This window comes from Staphylococcus sp. 11007852, from assembly GCF_011394325.1.
Lineage (GTDB): Bacteria > Bacillota > Bacilli > Staphylococcales > Staphylococcaceae > Staphylococcus > Staphylococcus agnetis.
In genome coordinates this window covers 52549-76213 of record NZ_JAANBJ010000008.1, presented here as the reverse complement: position 1 = coordinate 76213, position 23665 = coordinate 52549, and the positions used below count along the sequence as shown (strand labels likewise).

The window sequence follows — 23665 nt, the reverse complement described above, 5'->3', positions numbered from 1 at the left end:
GAGAGGGCGACAAAAATCAATTTGCCGCCTCCGAGTTAATGTTCAATTTAAACGCCAAATGAACCTTCTTTTTGTTTCGCTTCCTCTTTGTCGGCTTCTTTAGATTGACTATCTGACTCGATGCGTTCTCTTGATTGATTTTCACTTGCTAATTGTTCTTGAGACTGACCAGGTAAGCCTTCCTCTTCAACTTCATCTCTAAGTAAACCAACAGCTTCAGCATAACGTAACCATGTGTCTACACTTGCGATAACAATTCTTGCTTCAATTGTTAAGATTTCAATACCTACAACTGAAACTCTTACATACGCATCAATAACAATCCCTTTATCTAAAATACGGTCGATAACTTCCGCTAAACTTGCTGTGTCAGCACTTCTTTGTACACTACTCATAATAAAATTCCCCTCTCAATTTGAATAAATAATTTGACCAATGACGTTGTTGTCATTTAAAACTGCTTAAACTGCTTTTCTTGGCTGACTTTTAGTTTGTATATAACGATTGATTATCTTCAATATTCTTGATGTCGGACGCATGCTTGATGTCGTCGTAACTTTTCAGATTTGAAACGCCTTTAATATTGCGGACGCTTTTAATATCTTGCACACCTTTAACTTTTCTCTTCGATTTTGAAGATTTGCCTTGGCTCGAAGAAATGTTCTCTTGAAACTTTTCTCCCGCTTCTTTGAAGTCTTTTAACTTTTCTCTTGTAGTGAGTAAAGCATCCTGAACTTTTTCTTTTGCTTCGTTAGCCTTTTCAGGAACGACTTCTTGATTTTTCTTTTTCACTTTTTGAAGTTTGTCTGCTACTGTGTCTGCTTGTGATTGAACACTATCTTGAATTTTCTGTTCAACCATTTCATGCGCTTTGTCTTTTAGTTTATCTTTTGCTTGGTCTTCAACCTCATCTGGTAAAAGTTCCAATGTTTTCTTTGTCGCTTTTGTCGCATTACGCGCGAGTTTAAAAGCCATGATAACTTCTCCCTTAAAAGTTAGTTATGTCTATATGCTTGAGTTCATTGAATAACCATACATGAAAGTTGAAACGAGATTGTTCTGTCATAATTGAATCGTCTCTGTCAAAGCTATCAACTTCCTTCCCTACAGAAGATGATGAATGAAAACATTTAAAGGTTTCATCATATATGCGATGATGTTTTACACTAAATTTCTGTATTGCGTATTTTGAAATGCACTGACCTTTGTCAGTTTCTAATGTTACGTTTACCACCTGTGTAATTCTCAAAACATATTTAATGTTACAAGTTATTTTTTTGTGCAAAAGACCAACTGTGCATAAGTTGTTTTATTATATGTAATTTTTTAACTACTTTTTTAAAAGTTCTGAATATCTTTTTAATTAATGTGAAAAATTGTATTTTTTATTAAGATTTCAAATTAAATAGCTGAAACGTTGACAATGCGTCACAATGGTTATTGGTTAAAGTAAATATTTAAAAGTCGCACGCGACATGTAGAAAGGAATGTAGAAATATAAAAAGGGTGCACATAGGAACTTTATTAACCAAAAATGCTAACAATATTCTTTATATATGAACTTTGTTGGCTATTATTTATATGTTTAGTCCTTGAGAGGGGAAGTATGGCTAATTAAATTATTACATTGATTGCTTCCTTAGCTGAGATTCCTGATGCATTAATCCTTAAATAAAAATCCATTTTTAGAGCACAAATTTAAGACTATTTGTTTTTTCAATATATAAAGCAGTAGTTAAGTTAAGGAGCTTGAAAAAGTGAGGAATCGTAAGTTGAAATAATTTATGTCTTACTAAAAAACCCTTCGACATTCAAAAATGAACGCCGAAGGGTTATACATATTTATATCATTACATCTATTACAATGCTTCAATAACTGTTTGACCACCCATAAATGGCACAAGTGCTTCAGGTACAGTTACAGAACCATCTTCGTTTTGATAATTTTCAATAATCGCAGCAAATGTACGTCCTACCGCTAAACCTGATCCATTTAATGTATGCACATATTCTGGTTTCGCATCTTTATCACGTTTGAAACGAATATTTGCGCGACGTGCTTGGAAATCAACACAGTTTGAACAAGAACTAATTTCTTTATAATCATTATAACTTGGTAACCATACTTCTAAATCGTATGTTTTACTTGAACCAAAACCGATGTCACCTGTACATAAAATGACACGACGGTATGGTAAACCTAATTCTTCTAAAATAGCTTCTGCATGACTTGTCATTTCTTCTAAAGCATTCCAAGAATCTTCAGGTTTTTCAATGCGCACCATTTCAACTTTATTAAACTGATGTAGACGAATAAGACCACGTGTATCACGACCAGCAGAACCTGCTTCACTTCTAAAACATGCCGTTTGACCAGTGAATTTCTCAGGTAAGACTCCCGGCTGGATAATTTCATCACGATAGTAGTTTGTGAGTGGCACTTCCGCTGTTGGAATCGTATAAAGTCCTTCTTTTTCAACTTTAAATAAGTCTTCCTCAAATTTCGGTAATTGACCTGTCCCATACATTGCTTTTGGATTTACGAGTTGTGGGGCAATCATCTCTCTATAACCATGTTGTGTCGTATGTTTCGTTAACATGTAGTTCATTAAAGCACGTTCTAGTTTTGCACCTTCACCAGTTAAGAAAACAAAACGTGCACGTGCAATTTTAGCTGCGCGTTCAAAATCAGCCATTTTCAATGATTCTAATAAATCCCAATGTGCTTTCGGTTCGAAATCAAATGTTCTCGGAGTACCCCATTTTTTCTGTTCAACATTTTCTGTATCATCTGCACCTTGAGGTACATCATCGTGAATCAAGTTCGGGATGCGAGATAATTTATCATGTAACGCGTCGTCTACTTCTTTTAATTCAGTGTCAATCGCTTTAATTTTTTCGCCGACTTCACGTTGTGCTTTAATCGCGTCATCTGCATTTTCTTTATTACGTTTCTTTTGCGCAATCGCTTCTGAAGCTTTATTACGTTCAGATTTTAATTCTTCTGTTTTTTGAATTAACTCACGGCGTTTTGTATCAAGATTTAAAATTTCATCTACGACTGAAGTGTCATCACCGCGTAACGCAATTTTCTCTTTGACGTGTTCTGGGCTCGTTCTAAATAATTTAATGTCTAACATGTTTATCATCCTTTCTATGATTGCGAGTAACAAAAAAACCACGTCCCCTTGACTACAAGGGACGTGGTTCAACGTGTTGCCACCCTATTTAACAGATATTCATCTGCACTCTACAAAGTTAACGGTTTGACCCGAATTGTTCATCACGTGGGTAGATTTCATATGCAACGTATTATTTGTTCACACCAACCACAAACTCTCTGAAATCGATACATATTACTTAGTCCACAAACAATTGTTTATTAATTTAACTTCAATATAGCAAATTCATTTTCAGTAAGCAAGTGCTAATTTTGTGAACACGTTTAAGCGTGATATGCGACGTTTTTTAATGCTTCCGCCATGACATCAATATCCTTATGGAATTGACGGTCTTCTGTAATAGAAGGGATGTGTGTTCGATAATGATCATATTTATCACGCGTTTTTGGAGACAAGCCTTCAATGCCTTTTAATTCAACTGCTTGCAATGCAATAATCGCTTCAATCGCTAATACACGACGCACATTTTCTAAAATTTGATATCCATGTCGTGAAGCAATTGTCCCCATTGAGACGTGATCTTCTTGATTCGCTGATGAAGGAATGGAATCGACACTTGCTGGATGGGCTAATGTTTTATTTTCTGATACTAAACTTGCGGCCGCATATTGCATAATCATCGCACCGCTTTGTAAACCAGGTTCTGGACTTAAAAAGGCTGGGAGCCCTCCATTAAGTTGTGGGTTCACTAAACGTTCCAAACGTCGTTCAGATACATTAGCTAATTCACTTAAACCAATTTTTAAGAAATCTAACGCAAAGGCAACGGGCTGACCATGGAAATTTCCTCCAGAAATGACTAACGTCTCATCACCATCATCGAATATAAGTGGATTGTCGTTTGCTGCGTTCATTTCAAATTCTAATTTCTCTCTCACATAATTAAATACTTGGAAACTGGCACCATGAATTTGTGGAATACAGCGCAACGTATATGGATCTTGAACACGGATTTCACCTTGACGTGTCGTTAATTTTGACCCTTCCAACCAGTCTGACATCCGTCTTGCCACAGCCGTTTGTTCTTCAAAATTACGAACGATATGGACGTTTTCATTATATGCGTCTGTAATACCGTTTAAAGCTTGATGTGTAAGTGCCGCAATCCATTCTGCTTCATATCCCAAACTTTCCGCTTCAATAAATGTAATAACACCTTGAGCAGTCATCGCTTGCGTTCCATTGATTAATGCAAGCCCTTCTTTGGCTTGTAATGTCAAAGGCTGACGATGAAGTGATTTTAAGACGGCCGCGCTGTCTAAAATTTCCCCTTTGTAAGACACGCGACCTTCGCCAATCAATGCTAAAGCTAAATGAGATAATGGTGCTAAATCACCTGAAGCACCTAGTGAACCTTGTTGTGGAATCACTGGAATAATACGTTCATTTATAAAATACGTTAGCTGTTCAACGAGGTCTGTAGTCACACCTGAATGTCCTTTTAGTAATGTGTTCAATCGTAACACCATCATGACTAAAGAGACGTTATCCGCAAATGGCGCACCTACTCCACAAGCATGAGAACGAATTAAATTCACTTGGAGTTGATTGTATTTTTGTTGATCAATTAACACATCACTAAACAGCCCAAACCCTGTCGTAATACCGTAGATTGTTTCCTTATTTTGAATAATACGTTCTACAGTAGCTCGGCTTTGTTTAACGCGCTGTAACGCATCTTCAGTTACTTCTACGTTATCGTGATGGGCTAAAAAATCTCGTATGTCTTGAATCGTTAATTGTTCGCCTGTTAAACGTAATGTCATAATAATTCCCCCTTTGTTTATGTCTCATCCCATTTAAGTATAGATGTCATAAAATTGAGTGACAATAGTTCTAGCGATATCCGTAACGTATTATTGAGGTAGCCATTTAATGCGATAAAATATTCATAGATTTACTATTGACGAAAGATATAGACAGGTATAATATATCTTGTTGTATTTAAACTATTTTAATTAAGTAAATGGATAGGTTCATCACGTTAAAATATAAAGAATATATGGAAATGAAAACTGTTATAAAGGAGGTCAAACATGCAAACATTATCAAGTGTTAAAATTCCTAAGCGAAAACAAGAAACGCATAAAGGGGATTATGGACGCATTTTGTTAATTGGCGGAAATGCAAATTTAGGTGGCGCCATTATGCTTGCAGCAAGGGCATGTGTATATAGTGGTGCAGGGCTTATCACTGTGGCAACACACCCGACAAATCATGCCGCACTACATTCTCGTTGTCCAGAAGCGATGGTCGTTGATATTAATGACACGAAAAAATTAACGAAGATGATAGAATGCTCGGACTGTATTTTAATCGGTCCAGGATTGGGTCTTGATTTTAAAGGGAACAATGCCATGACATTTTTACTTCAAAATATCTTACCGCATCAAAAATTGATTGTTGATGGCGATGCGATTACTATCGTGAGTAAATTACGTCCAGAAATCCCTTCATGTCATGTCATTTATACACCGCATCAAATGGAATGGGAACGTTTAAGTGGCATTCCCATTGAAGAGCAAACGTATGAACGCAATCGTGAGGCAGTCAATCAACTCGGTGCAACAGTTGTACTTAAAAAACATGGTACTGAAATTTTCTTCAAAGATGATGAATACAAATTACAAATCGGTAATCCTGCCATGGCCACAGGCGGTATGGGTGATACGCTTGCGGGTATGATTACTGGATTTATTGGTCAATTTGATAATCCAATCGACGCAATCACGAGTGCCACGTACACGCACAGTTATATTGGTGAAAAGTTATCAGAAACGATGTACGTCGTACCACCATCGAAAATTATAGATGAAATTCCTTTTGCAATGAAAGCATTAGAAAAATAAAAAAACAGGGCTGGCAATCATCCAGTCCTGTTTTTATTTAATTTATGCTTCGTCATCATCAGTAGATGCGATATCTTCATTCACACGATCCATGAAGTCTTGGCGTAAGTCTTCACGTTCGTCGTTATTATCCTGTTGGTCTTCCGTCTCAGTGACTTCAGTGTGAATGGTGTCTTCGGTAGGTTGGTCATCAATGACATGCTCAGTTTGAGTTTCCATACCATCTTTATTGATATTTTCCTCAACATCTTCGATATCTTCAGGTTCACGTTTAACTTTTGCAACAGTTGATACAAATTGATCATCTGCCATTTTAATTAAGCGTACCCCTTGGGTCATACGGCCATTTTTAGAGATGTCTTGAACTTCCATACGGATAATGACACCATGATTTGTAACGACCATGATATCCTCATCACCAGACACTGTACCAATGCTGATGAGTTGTCCATTACGTTCCGTTAGTTTCGCTGTTTTAACACCCATTCCGCCACGATTTGAAACGCGGTATTCACTTACTGATGTACGTTTACCGTAACCTTTTTCAGTAACAACAAGTACTTCATCTTCACTATCTTCGTTCGCGACACCTAAACCAACAACTTCATCCTCATCGCGAAGTCTTATACCTCTTACACCAGAAGCGATACGACTCATCGCACGTACGTCACTTTCTTTGAAACGAATAAGCGACGCGTCTGATGTTCCGATAAGGATATGTTTATGGCCGTCTGTTAAACGAACAGCCACGAGTTCATCGTCATCTCGGAAATTGATCGCGATTTTACCATTTTTATTAATGCGGTTGAAGTTACTTAAAGCAGAACGTTTAATTAACCCTTTTTTCGTCGCAAAGACGAGGAAGTTTTCTTCAGAATCTAAATCTTTCACCGCTATCATCGTACTGATTTTTTCATCATTATCAAGCTCAATCGCATTCACGATAGGGATACCTTTAGACTGACGGGAGAGTTCCGGTACTTCATATCCTTTCAATTTGTATACGCGACCTTTATTCGTAAAGAATAAAATATGATCATGTGTGCTTGTCGTTACTAGTTGACTCACGAAGTCGTCTTCTAATGTGTTCATACCTTGAACGCCACGACCACCACGATGTTGTGAACGATAAGTAGATGCAGGTAGACGTTTAATATAGTTTTTGTGACTTAACGTAATTACAATTTGTTCTTCAGGTATTAAATCTTCATCTTCAAGATTGTCTACCCCACCTAATTGAATTTCAGTGCGACGTTCATCTCCATATTTATCTCTAATTTCGATTAACTCTTCACGCACTAAGTCTAATAGTTTTTCTTCATCAGCTAAGATTGCTTCCAATTCAGCAATATAAGCAATAAGATCATTGTACTCTTGTTCAATTTTATCACGCTCTAAGCCTGTCAGACGTCTTAAACGCATATCTAAAATCGCTTGGGCTTGACGTTCTGAAAGTTTAAAACGAGATTGTAAACTTTCCATTGCGATTTTATCTGTAGCAGATTCTCGAATAATCGTAATGATTTCATCGATATGATCCAGCGCTATACGTAAACCTTCCAAAATATGTGCGCGGTCTTTTGCTTTACGTAAATTATATTCCGTACGACGACGTACGACTTCTTTTTGGTGCTCTAAATAATGATAAAGCGCTTGTTTCAAGTTAATCAATTGTGGACGTCCATTGACAAGCGCAATCATGTTAACCCCAAATGACGTTTGAAGTGGTGTTAATTTGTATAAATTATTTAAAATTACGTTGGCATTTGCGTCTTTACGCACATCGATAACGACACGTACACCTGTACGTAAACTTGTTTCATCTCGTAAATCTGTAATACCATCAATTTTCTTATCACGCACTAAATCTGCTATTTTCTCGATCATACGCGCTTTATTGACTTGGAATGGAATTTCAGTGACAACGATACGTTCACGACCACCACCACGTGATTCGATTTCTGCTTTAGCACGCATAATGATTGAGCCTCTACCTGTTTCATAGGCGCGTCGAATACCGCTTTTACCTAAAATTAAACCAGCAGTAGGGAAGTCTGGCCCCGTAATATCTTCCATTAATTCATTGATAGAGATTTCTGGGTTCCGACTTAAACTCAATACACCATTAATGACTTCAGTCATATTATGCGGTGGAATGTTGGTAGCCATACCTACCGCGATACCAGATGCACCGTTGACTAAAAGGTTTGGAAAACGTGAAGGTAGCACACTTGGTTCACGTTCATTGCCATCATAGTTATCGATAAAATCAATCGTGTCTTTGTTAATATCTCTTAATAATTCAAGTGCTAACTTTGTCATACGCGCTTCAGTATAACGCATCGCTGCTGCACCGTCGCCATCCATTGAACCAAAGTTACCTTGACCGTCTACGAGTGGATAACGATAGCTGAAATCCTGTGCCATACGTACCATTGCTTCGTAAATAGATGAGTCACCGTGAGGGTGATATTTACCCATGACGTCACCAACGATACGTGCAGATTTTTTATAAGGTTTATCTGGTGTCATACCTTGTTCATTAAGGCCATATAAGATACGACGATGTACTGGCTTCAAGCCGTCTCTCACATCTGGCAAGGCACGAGACACAATGACACTCATCGCGTAGTCTAAAAAGGACTCACGCATCTCGTTACTGATATTTCGTTCATTAATTCTTGATTCAGGTATTTCAGCCATCAAGATATCCTCCTTCTAATTGAACCGTTTTCCATTTTAGAAATCTAAGTTGGCATAAACAGCATTATCTTCAATGAATTGACGACGATTTTCTACGACGTCACCCATTAACATCTCAAATGTTTGGTCCGCTTCAATCGCATCATCAAGTGTCACTTGAAGCATCGCACGGTTTTCAGGATTCATCGTCGTTTCCCAAAGTTGATCCGCATTCATTTCTCCAAGACCTTTATAACGGGCAATAGACCATTTTGGTGTTGGATTTAGACGTTCTTTTAATTTATCTAATTCTCGATCGTTGAAGACATAATATTTTTGTTTTCCTTGCGTTAATTTATATAACGGTGGTTGTGCGATATACACATATCCCGCTTCAATTAACGGGCGCATAAAACGATAGAAGAACGTTAACAATAACGTACGAATATGTGCACCATCGACATCCGCATCAGTCATAATTACAATTTTGTGATAACGCGCTTTTGAAATATCAAATTCTCCACCGATACCTGTCCCAAAGGCAGTAACCATTTGGCGAATTTCGTTGTTATTTAAGATTTTGTCTAAACGTGCTTTCTCAACGTTTAAAATCTTACCTCTTAAAGGTAAAATTGCTTGCGTACGTGAATCACGACCTGATTTTGTAGACCCCCCGGCAGAGTCCCCTTCGACTAAGAAAATCTCACTTTCAGAAGGATCTTTGCTCGAACAGTCTGCCAATTTTCCTGGTAGACTAGATATATCTAAAGCCGACTTACGACGTGTCACTTCACGTGCTTTTTTAGCTGCAAGACGTGCGCGTGATGCCATAATACCTTTTTCAACGATGACGCGTGCAACTTGAGGGTTTTCATATAAGAAACGCTCAAAGAGTTCAGAGAATACACGGTCTACGATTTGACGTACTTCAGAGTTCCCAAGTTTCGTTTTCGTTTGACCTTCAAATTGAGGGTCGCCATGTTTGATTGAAATGATAGCTGTAAGCCCTTCACGCGTATCTTCACCAGATAAGCGTTCTGAATCGTCTTTCATAAGTTTATTTTGAGAGCCATAGCTGTTTAACACACGTGTTAAAGCACGTTTAAATCCGTCTTCATGCGTACCGCCTTCATATGTGTGAATGTTATTCGCATACGTTAACAAATTAGCAGCATAACCGCCGTTGTATTGTAAGGCGATTTCCACTTCAACTTCATCTCTAGATTCATGCACGTAAATAGGTTCTGGATGAATAGCCTCTTTATTCTCGTTTAAAAGCTCCACATACGACTTTATTCCACCTTCGTAGTGGTAAGTATCCTCACGTGGAGAATCGTCGTCACGCTCGTCTCTGAGCGTAATTTGAATACCTTTATTTAAGAATGCCAATTCACGAATACGAGATTGTAACGTTTCGTAGTTGTAAACCGTTGTTTCTTTGAAAATTGTACCGTCCGCTTTAAAACGAATAACTGTACCTGTTTTATCGGTATCATCAATTTGCTTAAGGTCAAATGCAGGTACACCTTTATGGTAAGCTTGGTGGTGAACGCGTCCATCACGGTGAACGTAGACCTCTAACGTATCACTAAGTGCGTTTACAACAGATGAACCTACACCATGAAGCCCACCTGACACCTTATAACCGCCGCCGCCAAATTTACCACCAGCATGTAATACAGTTAAGATAACTTCAACGGCCGGACGCCCCATTTTTTCTTGAATATCTACAGGGATGCCTCGACCATTATCAGTTACTTTTATCCAGTTATCTTTTTCAATTACTACTTCAATTTCATTCGCGTATCCTGCGAGCGCTTCATCGATACTATTATCGACAATTTCCCAAACAAGATGATGAAGTCCGCGTTCTGAAGTTGATCCAATATACATACCTGGGCGCTTACGTACTGCTTCTAGTCCTTCTAAGACTTGAATCTGACTGGCACCATAGTTTTCTGAGTTGTTCACATCAGCCAATGCTTCCACCTTCACTTTCTACTATTTCTCAATATTTCCTTGCGCAATTTGATATACTTTCGCATTTTTCATAATTTCATGATCAATGCCGTCTACAGAAGTCGTTGTAACGAACGTTTGTACTTTATGTTGAATGGTACTAAGAAGATGTGTTTGCCTAGAGTCATCAAGCTCACTTAACACATCATCAAGTAAAAGAATGGGATATTCTCCCACTTCTTGATGCATCAATTCTATTTCAGCAAGCTTTATGGAGAGCGCGGTTGTTCGTTGTTGTCCTTGGGAGCCAAAAATTTGTGCATCCATGCCATTAACTTGAAAAGATAAATCATCTCGATGCGGTCCAAACAAACTATTCCCACGCTCAATTTCTCGTTCCATTTGCTGTTCTATAAAGCGATATGTTTCATCAGTTAAGACATCCTCAGACTGCGAGACGTCTTCATATTTAAGACTGGGCATATATTTTAATGTCAATGACTCTTTCCCATTCGTGATGCCATGATGAATAGGTTGTGCTAACGTTTCTAATTCTTGAATGAATTGACGACGTCGCTGTGTTACTTTTACAGCGTATAACGCAAATTGTTGATTTAGAACCTCTAACATTGTAGTATCTTTTTTTTGTTTAAGTTGGAGCTGCTTTAAGTAATGATTACGCTGTTTAAGTATTCGTTGATATTGTGAGAGATCATTTAAATATAAACTGGAAATTTGGCCTAATTCCATATCTATAAAACGACGTCTAATTTGAGGAGAACCCTTCACAATATTTAAATCTTCAGGCGCAAATAATACGACATTTAGATGTCCGATGTATTGTGTCAAACGACTTTGCTCCAAATGATTTACCTTTACTTTTTTACCTTTTTTCGTAATGAACATCGTTAGTGGCATCGTGCCATGACGAAAATGAAGCTCACCCTCTATTTTAGCATATTCTGCATCAAAGCGAATGAGCTCTCTATCATTAGACGTACGATGACTTTTAGCCAAAGCGAGTACATATATTGATTCAAGTAAATTTGTTTTACCTTGCGCATTCTCGCCAATTAAAATATTGACGTCTGGATGACATTCAAGTAAAACAGAAGCGTAATTCCGATAATGCTCTAGTTGGAGTGTTGATAATTTCATTGCTCACCAAATTTAATAATAAATGAACCCACTTCAGGAATGTCGAGTTGATCACCATCACTAAGTTTTTTTCCACGACGTGTTTCATGTTCACCATTGAGGTAGACGTCATACTCTTTTAAAAACCATTTCGCTTGGCCACCTGACTCTACTATGCCTTCATAATTTAAAAATTGACCTAAAGTTAGTTCGCCATCAACGATTATTTCCTCAGCCAAATCCATCACTCCATTCATATTTGCTCACTTATATATTATACCGTTTTACGCGTAAAATTTCATGTGCAAACGTGTATAAATATCAGGATTGAACATGTAAACGTTTTACGTGAAACATTTCATCTTATTTTTCTTTATTTTCTTCATGTAGCGCTGTATCAATCGCTTTTTTAATACTTTGATAATCCGTAACATCTTCTACACGTTTGCCATTGACGTATAATGCTGGTACTTGTTTCACATGATATTTTTCAAAAAGGTGATTGTCCGCTTTGACATGTGTTAACGACGCATCTGTTTTAGCTTGATACGCGTGTAAAATATCTTCTTTTTGTTTAGATGTCACTTCAAGTTGATTGACGCCCTTTTTTATCAAGTCATCTGTCAACCATGTCTGATGCGTGACGGCTTTTTTTGATTGTGGTTGGTGCGCATATAAGTAATGGTGAAAGTCCCAGTAAGCTGCTGGAGCGATCCGATTCACAGCTAAGGCGGCGCGTGAACCACGCAGAGATTCTTTACCATGAAGTAAGACATTCACATAGCGAAATTCAACCTTATCCGTATCGATATACGCTTTTTCTAACTTAGGTTTGATGTTTTTCTCAAAATCACCACAATACGGGCATTTGTAATCTCCAAATTCAGTAAGAATCACTTTATTGTTATGCCCTGCTGTTGGACTTTTTAAAGTGTCTTTATGAAGTGCTTTCACGTTCTCTATATTTTGATCGTCATTGTTAGAAGACCATGTCATGATGAGTGTTGCGATAATTAAAACAATAAATGACACGACAATAATGACAGTGATTGATTTTTTTAGGCTCATAGTTTCCCTCCGAATCGTCATACTTATATTTTACTAAAAAAGAGACCCTTTTAATATTACACGTCCGTTAAAACAACATTTCTTTATTTTCTTAAAAATAAAAAAGGGTGCTAGAACATAGCTACCCTGTTAATCAAAAAACCAACAAAATTCTTCGCACATGAACTTTGTTGGTAATAGTTATATATAAATTTAGTCTTTGCGAGGGAAAGGATGATGAATTAAGTCATCACATTGATCGCTTCCTTAGCCGAGACTTCTAAGGCAGTAGCTGACTGGATTGCGAATGCGTTTCGAAAAGCGAGGCGCTAGGAGCAATCAAAATTGAAATGATCCATGTCCCCCCCTTTTTTTCTGTTAATTAGTATGTGCGGATTGGTAAGATGAGTTGCGTTACTGTGTCGTCATCTTTCGGTTTTAAAATAAATGGCTTCATAGTACCGAAAAATTCAACTTCAACTTCGTCATTATCAATGGCTTTTAACGCATCCATCATATATTTTGAGTTGAAAGAGATTTTAAGGTTGCCCCCTTCAACATCGTTTGCTGTCACTTCTTCTTTCACTGTACCAATTTCTGGTGATGTTGATGAAAGTTCAACAAGCGAATCCCCTGTACTTAATTTAATGACGTTGTTACCACCTTCACGTGCTAATAATGACGCACGATCAATTGCGTGATAAAAATCATTGTTGTTTAATCCTAATTTGATTTCGTAGTTTTCTGGGAACAAACGTGATGTATCTGGATAATGGCCCTCAAGTAATCGTGAAATGAAATTAATGTTTCCTACACGGAATAATACTTGGTTTGATGCAAAGAAAATATCGATGTGATCTTCATTTTCAGTCATAATTTTGTTTAATTCTGCTAAAGCTTTACCTGGAATGATGACATTTTTGTCTTCAATTTCTTCGTCTAACTTTAACTTTCTTACAGCCAAGCGGTGTGAATCGGTCGCTGTGCATATTAATTCATTTTCTTGTATAAGCCAGTTTACACCAGTAAGTACAGGGCGTGTTTCTGAGGTGGACACTGCAAAATTTGTTTGTGCAATAATATTTTTAAGCACTTTAATTGGTAATTGTAGCGCATCATCACTAGAAACTTGCGGTAATAATGGATATTGATCTGGATCTAAACCACTTAAGTTAAACTCAGAATGACCAGAAGTAATTAAGGTTTGGAATTGTTCATTCGTTGATAATTTAACTTCTTTACCTGGTAGTTTTTTAATGATATCCACAAAGAAACGTCCTGGTAATACGACTGAACCTGGTTCTTTTACTGCTACGATTTCTTCTCCATCTACGTCATTAGGAATCGTAATTTCGATTGAGATTTCAGAGTCAGAGCCTGTTAAGACAATACCTTCATTTGTGGCTTCAATTTTTATACCCGTTAAAATCGGTAAGGTTGTTCTTGGGGATATTGCTTTTAATGTATCGTTTAATTGCGTGATAAAATAATCTCTCTTAATAGAAAACTCCATCATTCAATAAACTCCTTTCAGTCGTTTATATAGTCTTAGTTATATTAAAAATAGTAATAATAGTCATAAGTGCTGTGGATTAGTGGATAAGTCAAAAATAATGTGATGTTTCAAGATTGTACACATGTGGATAAACTGTGCATGATGTGTATAATCCTTCAACATTATCCACAATGACCTTTTCTAAGCATTGCGTATTTCTTTTTCAAGTGATTCAATTTCTTGCTTAAGTGTTGGATCATTTTTTATATCTTTAATAATTTTGTCATGCGCATGAATTACAGTAGTGTGATCTCGACCACCAAATTCTTCACCAATTTTAGGAAGTGAAAAATCGGTTAATTCTCGAGATAAATACATGGCAATTTGTCGTGGATACGCAATTGATTTTGTGCGTTTTTTCGCTGCAAAATCTTCAATACGTACGCCGTAATATTCGCCAACTACTTTTTGAATATCTTGAATCGTAATTTTTTTAGACTTTGGTAGTTGAATAATATCTTTAAGCGCATCAGCTGTAAGTTCAGTTGTAATCGGTTTACCTTGAAGTTTTGAAAATGCGAGTACACGCGTCAGTGCCCCTTCAAGTTCACGAATGTTCGTTTGAATTTGATTTGCAATATACGTCAGCGCTTCAATAGGTATATCCAAGTTTTCCTCTTCTGTTTTCTTCTGTAAAATGGCCATTCGTGTTTCAAAATCAGGCGGCGTAATATCAACGATAAGTCCCCATTGGAAGCGAGATTTTAACCGTTCTTCTAAAGTTGAAATTTCTTTTGGTGGACGATCACTGGAAATTACAATTTGTTTGTGATTTTGATGTAGATCATTAAACGTGTGGAAAAATTCTTCTTGCGTTTGTTCTTTCTTTTGAATGAATTGAATATCATCAATAAGTAAAATATCTATGTTTCGATATTTTTCACGAAATGATTCTGTATCATTATTTCGAATTGATTGGATAAATTCATTCGTAAATTTTTCACTTGAGGTATAAAGTACTTTCGCATTTGGGTTGTTTTCTAAGACGTAATGCCCGATCGCATGCATCAAATGCGTTTTACCCAGCCCTACGCCACCATAGATAAACAATGGATTGTAGGCTTGAGCTGGTGCTTCGGCCACTGCTAAACTTGCAGCATGTGGGAAGCGGTTGCCTGGGCCTATAACGAAGGTTTCAAATGTATTATTCGTGTTGAATTGTTCACCATTTGTTTCAGGATTTGTCGCAGGCGTTGTTGCCTGTGCTGATGAAGGTGGTTTCAGTTCATCAAAATCTGCTTCTGTTAAAAAGCGTACGTGTTTCACGGATTTTCCAGTTACAGTTTTGATAATGGCTTGAATTAATTCCGTATAATTGGTGCTCAACCAACTTGCTACGAAGGGTTGATTGACTAATACAATTGCTTCTTCATCAGACAGAGTATGCAACATTGTGTCTTTAAGCCAAGTTTGATAAGAAATATTTGATACTTCCTCTTTAGATAAGTTGAGAACTTTGTCCCAAATTTCTTGTTCTGACATTTACACTCCATCTTCCTAAGTAATATTTTTTAAGTTATACACAGATTTCCCGTCAGTGGATAAAACTAATCACACCTTGTTAATAATTATCCACAAATTAATCACATGTTGTGGGTAACTCTTACGTTTAACGGGATTATTCACAGGTATATGCTACGTTATCGTGATAAAGAAACCTATGTATCGTAAGGGATTAATCCACTTATCCACACAATTATACTTTTTAACAACACTCCCTGTCAAACGGGTGTGAATATGTGTGACAACTTTCGAGTAACTTGTGCACAAAAAATATTTATCCACAAAATATTCGGGCGCAATTGTGTATAAGTGGATAACTTTTACACATAGATCGATGTCGTTTAATCAAAAAATACGCTTGATTTACCAATATGAATTTGATATTATGTAGTAGTTGCTTGAAATGTAGACATTTCATTTAAGAGAAGAATATCTATTTAACGTGGCAGTGCGTTGAAATTGAAGATAGTTAAAATGAATGAAGATCATCGAATAAAGCAAGATGGAGGTGTTTTTAATGGTAAAACGTACTTATCAACCAAACAAACGTAAACATAGTAAAGTGCACGGTTTCAGAAAACGTATGAGCACTAAAAACGGCCGTAAAGTATTAGCGCGTCGTCGTCGTAAAGGCCGTAAAGTCTTATCTGCATAAGACAGAAGATGAATAGGGGTCTAAATGCGTGTTAAGTTTGCTTAACCGCTTTTATAGGGGCTAGGACAGCATATGATGTCCCAGCCCTCTTTTTTTCGGTATGAAAGTGTATTAAAAGATGTTCGAATTGAGAAAGCTGAGTGATGTTCAATGGAAAAAGCATATCGCATCAAAAAAAATTCAGATTTTCAATTGATCTATCGAAAGGGGAGGTCAGTTGCAAATCGACAGTTTGTTGTTTATACGTATCGACATCAACAACAGGATCATTTTAGATTAGGAATTAGTGTTTCTAAAAAAATCGGTAACGCTGTAACACGGAATCGAATCAAACGATGTGTGAGAGAATGTTTTAAAGTTCATAAACAAGATATGTTACCTTTAGATATTATCGTCATTGCGAGACATCCCGCTAAAGAGATGTCCGCGCTCGAAATTCAAAAGAGTTTAGAGCATGTGTTAAAAATAGCCAAAGTATTCAATAAGAAAATTCAATAAATTATACGACCGTTTGTGTGACGCCAGACAAACCGAAGACTAACTTAGAGACTTTATAACTTTAATTGTAGCGTTTTTATGAGCGTTTTAGACTAAGTCAATAAAGCACATCAATCGTAATAACACTTTAAACATTTTACAATAGATATAATCGTAAAGGAGGTACGTGTGTCATGGAACAATTGGATACAATTACAAGCATATCGACCCCGATGGGTGAGGGGGCAATTGGTATAGTACGTTTATCAGGTCATGATGCCGTTGAGATTGCAGATAAACTGTATAAAGGTAAAAGTAAATTAAAAGATGTTGCTTCTCATACAATCAATTATGGACATATCATTGATCCGGAAACGAATGAAACCGTTGAAGAAGTTATGGTTTCAGTCTTACGTGCACCTCGAACATTTACACGTGAAGATATTGTAGAGATTAACTGTCACGGAGGTATTCTTACAATTAACCGTGTGCTCGAACTCACTATGACACATGGCGCACGTATCGCAGAGCCAGGCGAATATACCAAACGCGCATTTTTAAATGGGCGCATTGACTTGTCTCAAGCTGAAGCCGTGATGGACTTTATTAGAGCTAAGACTGACCGCGCGTCTAAAGTGGCACAAAACCAAATAGAAGGACGTCTGAGCGATATGATTAAGGCGCAACGTCAATCTATTCTGGAAATTTTAGCACAAGTTGAAGTGAATATAGACTACCCTGAGTATGATGATGTTGAAGATGCTACGACAGAGTTTTTGTTGGAACGTTCTAAAGCCATTAAGACAGACATCCAAAAATTACTTGATACAGGCGTTCAAGGAAAGATAATGCGAGAAGGCTTATCTACAGTTATAGTAGGTAAACCTAACGTAGGGAAGTCTTCTATGCTTAATAGTTTAATACATGATAATAAAGCAATTGTCACTGAAATTGCAGGTACGACGCGAGACGTCTTGGAAGAATATGTAAACGTTCGTGGTGTGCCACTGAGACTCGTCGATACGGCGGGTATTCGTGAAACAGAAGACATTGTTGAACGTATTGGAGTAGAACGTTCGCGCAAAGCATTAAGCGAAGCAGACCTCATTCTATTTGTTTTAAATTACAACGAAGCACTCACAGAAGAAGATAGGAAATTATATGAAGTCATTAAAAATGAAGATGCGATTGTCATCATTAATAAAATGGATTTAGAACAACGCCTTGATATTGATGAAGTGAAAGCGATGGTCGGGGACATGCCTATCATTGAAACGTCCATCTTAAAACAACAAGGTATCGATGATCTCGAACTTCAAATCAGAGATTTATTCTTTGGTGGAGAAGTCCAAAGCCAAGATATGACATATGTATCTAACTCACGACATATATCTTTATTAAAACAAGCAAAACAAGCAATTCAAGATGCCATTGACGCAGCCGAAATGGGTGTCCCAATGGATATGGTACAAATTGATCTAACGCGCACATGGGAAATTTTAGGAGAAATCATAGGCGAATCGGCAAGTGAAGAATTAATCGATCAACTCTTTAGCCAATTCTGTCTTGGAAAATAAAAAAGGAGGATTTATAATGACACAGAATTATGATGTCATTGTCGTAGGGGCAGGGCACTCTGGGATTGAAGCTGGATTAGCGGCAGCACGTCGTGGCGCCAAAACACTGATGTTAACAATTAACTTAGACAATATTGCGTTTATGCCATGTAACCCATCAGTTGGCGGACCAGCGAAAGGTATCGTTGTTCGTGAAATCGATGCCTTAGGTGGTCAAATGGCTAAAACGATAGATAAAACGCATATCCAAATGCGTATGTTGAATACAGGTAAAGGGCCTGCAGTACGTGCATTACGTGCACAAGCTGACAAAGTATTATACCAACAAGAAATGAAACGTGTATTAGAAGATGAGCCTAATCTTGATGTGATGCAAGGCATGGTTGATGAGCTTATCATTGAAAATGATGAAGTTAAAGGTGTGCGTACAAATATTGGTACAGAGTATATGGCACAAGCCGTTATATTAACGACGGGAACGTTCCTTTGCGGTGAAATCATCTTAGGAAACTTAAAATATTCTAGTGGCCCTAATCATCAATTACCATCTATTACACTAGCGGATCATTTAAGAGGTCTTGGATTCGATGTTGTACGGTTTAAAACAGGTACACCACCACGTGTGAATGCTCGATCAATTGACTATAGCAAAACGGAAATCCAACCGGGTGACGATGTTGGTCGTGCATTTAGTTATGAAACGACAGAGTATATTTTAGACCAACTTCCGTGTTGGTTAACATATACAAATGGTGACACGCATAAAGTCATTGATGACAATTTACATTTATCTGCGATGTATTCCGGTATGATTAAAGGAACAGGTCCAAGATATTGTCCATCTATTGAAGATAAATTTGTGCGTTTTAATGATAAGCCACGTCATCAATTATTCCTTGAGCCTGAAGGACGTCATACGAATGAGGTCTATGTCCAAGGCTTATCGACAAGTTTACCAGAGCATGTTCAACGCCAAATGTTGGCTACCATTCCTGGATTAGAAAAAGCAGACATGATGCGTGCAGGCTATGCGATAGAGTATGATGCGATTGTACCAACGCAATTATGGCCAACACTTGAAACGAAAAAAATAAAAAATCTTTACACTGCAGGTCAAATTAATGGTACGTCAGGATACGAAGAAGCAGCAGGCCAAGGTTTAATGGCAGGAATCAATGCGGCAGCGCGTATTTTAGGGAAAGAAGAAACGATTTTACAACGCTCTGATGCCTATATTGGTGTATTAATAGATGATCTCGTTACGAAAGGGACAAATGAACCGTATCGTCTCTTAACATCACGTGCAGAATATCGCTTACTTTTACGTCATGACAATGCAGATTTACGCTTAACTGATATTGGTTACGAATTAGGACTCATTTCTGAAAAACGTTATGCAAAGTTCCAAGCAAAACGACAACATATTGAAGCAGAAATAGCCCGTTTATCTCAAATCCGAATTAAGCCAAACGAACGTGTACAAAGTATTATTGAGCGTGAAGGTGGTTCGCGTTTGAAAGATGGTATTTTAGCAAAAGAATTGTTACGTCGCCCTGAAATGACTTATACAACCATTTTAGAAATATTAGAAGAAACGTCTCAATTAGGTTCAGATATTGAAGAGCAGGTAGAAATTCAAACGAAATACGAAGGCTATATCACGAAATCTTTACAACAAGTTGATAAAGTGAAACGTATGGAACAAAAGAAAATTCCAGAAGACTTGGATTATAGTAAAATTGATAGTCTTGCAACGGAAGCACGTGAAAAACTTGCGGAAGTAAAACCATTAAATATTGCACAAGCATCACGAATTTCGGGTGTAAACCCTGCCGATATCTCCATATTGCTCGTGTATTTAGAACAAGGTAAATTGCAGAGGGTGAAATAAATGAGTGTCACATGGTTAGCATCTCAACTTGAATCTCATGGCATCACGTTATCGGATAAGCAAAAACAACAGTTTGAAACATATTATGATATGCTTATCACATGGAATGAAAAAATTAATTTAACAAGCATCACTGAAGAGCATGAGGTGTATTTAAAACATTTCTATGATTCTATTACACCAAGCTTTTATCATGATTTCACTCAAGATATGCATTTATGTGACGTCGGTGCAGGGGCTGGTTTTCCAAGTATTCCATTAAAAATCGTTTTTCCCAACATCCATGTCACGATTGTTGATTCTTTAAATAAACGTATTCAGTTTTTAAATCAACTTGCACATGCATTAGATCTTGAAGGTGTACATTTTGTACATGATCGTGCAGAAACATTTGGGAAAAATCAAGACTACCGAGGGTCTTTTGATATTGTAACAGCAAGAGCTGTGGCACGTATGGCAGTTTTAAGTGAATTGTGCTTACCACTTGTTAAAACGCGTGGCATGTTTATCGCTTTAAAATCATCAAAAGGTCAAGAAGAACTAGAAGAAGCACGATTTGGCATTGGTGTTTTTGGAGGGCGTATTGGTGATGTGCATACTTTTGAATTACCAGAAGATGCAGGAGAAAGACAAATTATTAAAATTGAAAAGCGTAGTCAAACACCTAAAAAGTACCCAAGAAAACCTGGCACACCAAATAAATCACCTTTAATCGACTAAATGGTGTAGGTTTGGGATGGTTTAAGGGAGAGAAGACATATGAAAAAACCTTTTTCTAAACTATTTGGATTAAAAAATAAAGATGAATTACTTGAGGTTGTAAACGATAGTGCACAAGGCGTGGAAACGATTAAGATTGAACGTATTGTGCCTAACCGTTATCAACCGCGACAAACCTTTGACACTGCACGCATTGAAGAACTCGCTGAGTCTATACACGCGCATGGATTACTTCAACCCATTGTCGTACGACCTATAGAAGAAAATATGTATGAAATTATAGCAGGTGAACGCCGTTTTCGTGCGTTACAACATCTTCATAAAAGTGAAGCGGATGTCATTGTTAGACTACTCAGCGATGAAGAAACTGCGGTTGTAGCACTTATCGAAAACATTCAACGTGAAAACCTGTCGGCAGTTGAGGAAGCAGAAGCGTATAAGAAATTATTAGCGTTCGAAGGTATCACCCAATCAGAACTTGCGAAAAGCGTTGGTAAAAGTCAAAGTTTTATCGCAAATAAGTTGCGCTTGCTTAAACTGGAGCCGATAGTTCTGGATGCGGTACGTGAACATAAAATCACGGAACGTCACGGACGTGCTTTAGTTGGACAACCCTCTGAACGCCAAAAAGAAATGTTAGAAATCATTTTAAATGAACAATTGAACGTGAAGCAGACAGAGGAGCGTCTGAAAGCGACACATACAGCTGTTGAAAAACCTGAAGACAGTGAAATCGTCACAGCGCGACCTCCTGAATTTGTACGTGATATTTCGGAAGCACGAGATATTATTGCCGATAGTTTATTAGAAATTAAAGCGAACGGCATTAAATATGAACAAAAAGAAAAAGATCATGACGACTATTATGAAATTAATATTCGGGTCTATCGAAAGTAACTCAGGACATTTCCTGGGTTATTTTTTTGTCAAAAATTAAAAGAGACTGAAGCTCATTAACATACATAAGGCTGAGACTATGTTGGGGCGAATTCTTAAGCTAACATGCTCGTAGAAGTAGCCATATTTTATGCGATATAGTCACATAGAAAAAACCTTCAAAATTCATGAGGGGGTGAACTTTGAAGGCGTAAATACATATTTTATAAAGTATATTAAATACTTTGAAGTAAACGATGAAATAAGATATGCGTCGTCATTGAACCAGCGTCTTGAAAAGTCACCCTTGTATTACAGTGTGGCTTTTGCGGCTTCGATTGCGTCACGTGTGAGTTCATGGCTATTTACCCAATAAGATGTAACATGTGCGCCACGTTGCTTAAATAATTGTTCCACGTCATGACTTTGTTGAACAGTGACGATTGGATCATTTTCGCCCATGGATAGGAACACGGATTTTTGTGACAAGTCTAAATGTGTATCAACGTCCAAAGGATAGAGTGGCGCAAAAAGTAAGCCTTTACGATAGGGCATATCCGCATTTAATAATAATTCAATCGCGATATTCGCACCATTTGAAAACCCGACTAAAATCACATGATTGATATCAAACCCATAGTGCTGTGCGGCCGTTTGAATATATTGATGCAGTTCATGGGCGCGGAATTTTAAATCTTCAACATCATAGTTGCCTTCACCATGACGTTTGAAAAAACGGTTCATCCCGTTTTCTGAAACATTTCCTCGGACGCCAAGTGCGTGATACGATGGGTCAAGTAATTCAGCTACGGGTAATAAATCATGCTCATTGCCTCCGGTACCATGTAAAAGTACAAATGTCGGTGCCTGTGCTTGACCTTGTTTAAAAATATGTTCCATTTATTTTTCACCTCGTTTAAATCTAGGTCTTTCAATTGTAAAAAAGTCACCTAATGTTGCGTAATCATCACCGGCAAGACGGCTTACCGGTTGAAGTTTGGCAACATCCACATAACCTTGTTCGGGATCGTAAAGTGTCTCATCAATATAGAGATGTTTGATTTCTAATAGCATTAAGTCTGAGACAGTATGCCCTTCCGTCTTAATTTCAATATGCTCATACAGCCTTGTTTCAAATCGTACAGGGCTTTCATTTAAAGCTGGAATGTGTGATGTTGACGAATGACAAGTTGTAAACTGAGTCAAATCAAGTTCACTATTATTTACATTCAATGGTGCAGCGGTTTGATTCGCATCATGAACATTCGTTTCTGTCACCACATGTACGATTGCCTCTTTATGTGATGCGATATGACGGGCGGTATCTTTCATGGCGCCATCGTCGTGTCGCTGTATTGCTACAGATAGGATGGGCGGTTGTGATGACACGATATTAAAGAAACTAAATGGTGCAATATTCGTGATACCTTCTTCAGATAAAGTTGTAATGAGCGCAATGGGTCTCGGCGCAACGGTGCCAATTAAAAACTTATATAATGCGTGTTTTGTTAAACTTTCTGCTTGAATATGATACATCTCATCAGACCTCCACATA

The 23665-nt window shown here is 37.5% G+C and carries 20 protein-coding genes and 1 other annotated feature; of the genes, 7 read left to right on the top strand and 13 right to left on the bottom strand.

The annotated features are described in order from the left end of the window. Nucleotides 1-47: 47 nt before the first annotated feature. The 4 genes from gvpJ to hutH form a co-directional block, all read right to left on the bottom strand. Nucleotides 48-395, bottom strand: coding sequence for a gas vesicle protein GvpJ (gene gvpJ, locus G8Y85_RS02615; RefSeq protein ID WP_039643410.1), 348 nt, complete (start codon nucleotides 393-395; stop codon nucleotides 48-50). Between the two features lie 91 nt (nucleotides 396-486). Beyond that, entirely contained in the window at nucleotides 487-975 is a 489-nt protein-coding gene (gene gvpQ / locus G8Y85_RS02610) for a gas vesicle protein GvpQ (RefSeq protein WP_165805389.1), read from the bottom strand. Between the two features lie 884 nt (nucleotides 976-1859). Then, nucleotides 1860-3140 (bottom strand): serine--tRNA ligase, encoded by a 1281-nt coding sequence (serS, locus tag G8Y85_RS02605; RefSeq protein ID WP_060552162.1) that lies wholly within the window; start codon nucleotides 3138-3140, stop codon nucleotides 1860-1862. Between the two features lie 54 nt (nucleotides 3141-3194). Continuing rightward, nucleotides 3195-3380 (bottom strand) — a binding site (T-box leader). Nucleotides 3381-3445: 65 nt separating this feature from the next. After that, nucleotides 3446-4948: a histidine ammonia-lyase gene (gene hutH, locus G8Y85_RS02600; protein WP_107368490.1), complete on the bottom strand. Its 1503-nt coding sequence runs from the start codon at nucleotides 4946-4948 to the stop codon at nucleotides 3446-3448. Nucleotides 4949-5218: 270 nt separating this feature from the next. Here hutH and G8Y85_RS02595 point away from each other — a divergent pair, with 270 nt between their 5' ends. After that, nucleotides 5219-6031 (top strand): NAD(P)H-hydrate dehydratase, encoded by an 813-nt coding sequence (locus G8Y85_RS02595; RefSeq protein ID WP_060552164.1) that lies wholly within the window; start codon nucleotides 5219-5221, stop codon nucleotides 6029-6031. 42 nt (nucleotides 6032-6073) lie between these two features. On the opposite strand, the gene gyrA is transcribed toward G8Y85_RS02595, so the two are convergent. From gyrA to dnaA, 7 genes are all read right to left on the bottom strand, one after another. Next, entirely contained in the window at nucleotides 6074-8734 is a 2661-nt protein-coding gene (gene gyrA / locus G8Y85_RS02590) for a DNA gyrase subunit A (protein ID WP_107368491.1), read from the bottom strand. Nucleotides 8735-8770: 36 nt separating this feature from the next. After that, entirely contained in the window at nucleotides 8771-10702 is a 1932-nt protein-coding gene (gyrB, locus tag G8Y85_RS02585) for a DNA topoisomerase (ATP-hydrolyzing) subunit B (protein WP_171509150.1), read from the bottom strand. 12 nt (nucleotides 10703-10714) lie between these two features. After that, entirely contained in the window at nucleotides 10715-11830 is a 1116-nt protein-coding gene (gene recF / locus G8Y85_RS02580; RefSeq protein ID WP_107368492.1) for a DNA replication/repair protein RecF, read from the bottom strand. Continuing rightward, on the bottom strand, nucleotides 11827-12066 hold the full coding sequence (locus tag G8Y85_RS02575; RefSeq protein ID WP_081858172.1) for an RNA-binding S4 domain-containing protein: 240 nt from the start codon (nucleotides 12064-12066) through the stop codon (nucleotides 11827-11829). Before G8Y85_RS02575 ends, recF begins: the two co-directional genes overlap by 4 nt. 106 nt (nucleotides 12067-12172) lie before the next feature. Next, a complete protein-coding gene (locus G8Y85_RS02570; protein ID WP_157951752.1) occupies nucleotides 12173-12877 on the bottom strand; it encodes a DsbA family protein in 705 nt (234 codons plus the stop codon). 361 nt (nucleotides 12878-13238) lie between these two features. Next, on the bottom strand, nucleotides 13239-14372 hold the full coding sequence (gene dnaN / locus G8Y85_RS02565; protein WP_082021506.1) for a DNA polymerase III subunit beta: 1134 nt from the start codon (nucleotides 14370-14372) through the stop codon (nucleotides 13239-13241). Nucleotides 14373-14552: 180 nt separating this feature from the next. Then, entirely contained in the window at nucleotides 14553-15893 is a 1341-nt protein-coding gene (gene dnaA / locus G8Y85_RS02560) for a chromosomal replication initiator protein DnaA (RefSeq protein ID WP_039643393.1), read from the bottom strand. 538 nt (nucleotides 15894-16431) lie between these two features. Here dnaA and rpmH point away from each other — a divergent pair. From rpmH to G8Y85_RS02530, 6 genes are all read left to right on the top strand, one after another. After that, nucleotides 16432-16569 (top strand): 50S ribosomal protein L34, encoded by a 138-nt coding sequence (rpmH, locus tag G8Y85_RS02555; protein ID WP_000240855.1) that lies wholly within the window; start codon nucleotides 16432-16434, stop codon nucleotides 16567-16569. Between the two features lie 150 nt (nucleotides 16570-16719). Then, the gene (rnpA, locus tag G8Y85_RS02550) at nucleotides 16720-17067 is read left to right on the top strand and encodes a ribonuclease P protein component (protein ID WP_107368494.1); all 348 of its coding nucleotides are present in this window, start codon (nucleotides 16720-16722) and stop codon (nucleotides 17065-17067) included. Nucleotides 17068-17240: 173 nt separating this feature from the next. Then, nucleotides 17241-18623, top strand: coding sequence for a tRNA uridine-5-carboxymethylaminomethyl(34) synthesis GTPase MnmE (mnmE, locus tag G8Y85_RS02545; RefSeq protein ID WP_107368495.1), 1383 nt, complete (start codon nucleotides 17241-17243; stop codon nucleotides 18621-18623). A 16-nt stretch (nucleotides 18624-18639) separates the two neighbouring features. After that, nucleotides 18640-20514, top strand: coding sequence for a tRNA uridine-5-carboxymethylaminomethyl(34) synthesis enzyme MnmG (gene mnmG, locus G8Y85_RS02540; RefSeq protein ID WP_107368496.1), 1875 nt, complete (start codon nucleotides 18640-18642; stop codon nucleotides 20512-20514). Continuing rightward, nucleotides 20515-21234, top strand: coding sequence for a 16S rRNA (guanine(527)-N(7))-methyltransferase RsmG (gene rsmG / locus G8Y85_RS02535; protein ID WP_060552170.1), 720 nt, complete (start codon nucleotides 20515-20517; stop codon nucleotides 21232-21234). It abuts the gene before it with no gap. Nucleotides 21235-21273: 39 nt separating this feature from the next. Next, a complete protein-coding gene (locus G8Y85_RS02530; RefSeq protein ID WP_107368497.1) occupies nucleotides 21274-22131 on the top strand; it encodes a ParB/RepB/Spo0J family partition protein in 858 nt (285 codons plus the stop codon). 291 nt (nucleotides 22132-22422) lie between these two features. Here G8Y85_RS02530 and mhqD read toward each other — a convergent pair whose 3' ends face one another. Beyond that, nucleotides 22423-23010 carry a methylhydroquinone degradation carboxylesterase MhqD gene (gene mhqD / locus G8Y85_RS02525; RefSeq protein ID WP_037565145.1) on the bottom strand — a complete coding sequence of 196 codons (588 nt, stop codon included), beginning with the start codon at nucleotides 23008-23010 and terminating at the stop codon, nucleotides 22423-22425. Beyond that, on the bottom strand, nucleotides 23011-23646 hold the full coding sequence (locus G8Y85_RS02520) for a flavin reductase family protein (RefSeq protein WP_060552173.1): 636 nt from the start codon (nucleotides 23644-23646) through the stop codon (nucleotides 23011-23013). It lies immediately after the preceding gene. Nucleotides 23647-23665 lie beyond the last annotated feature (19 nt).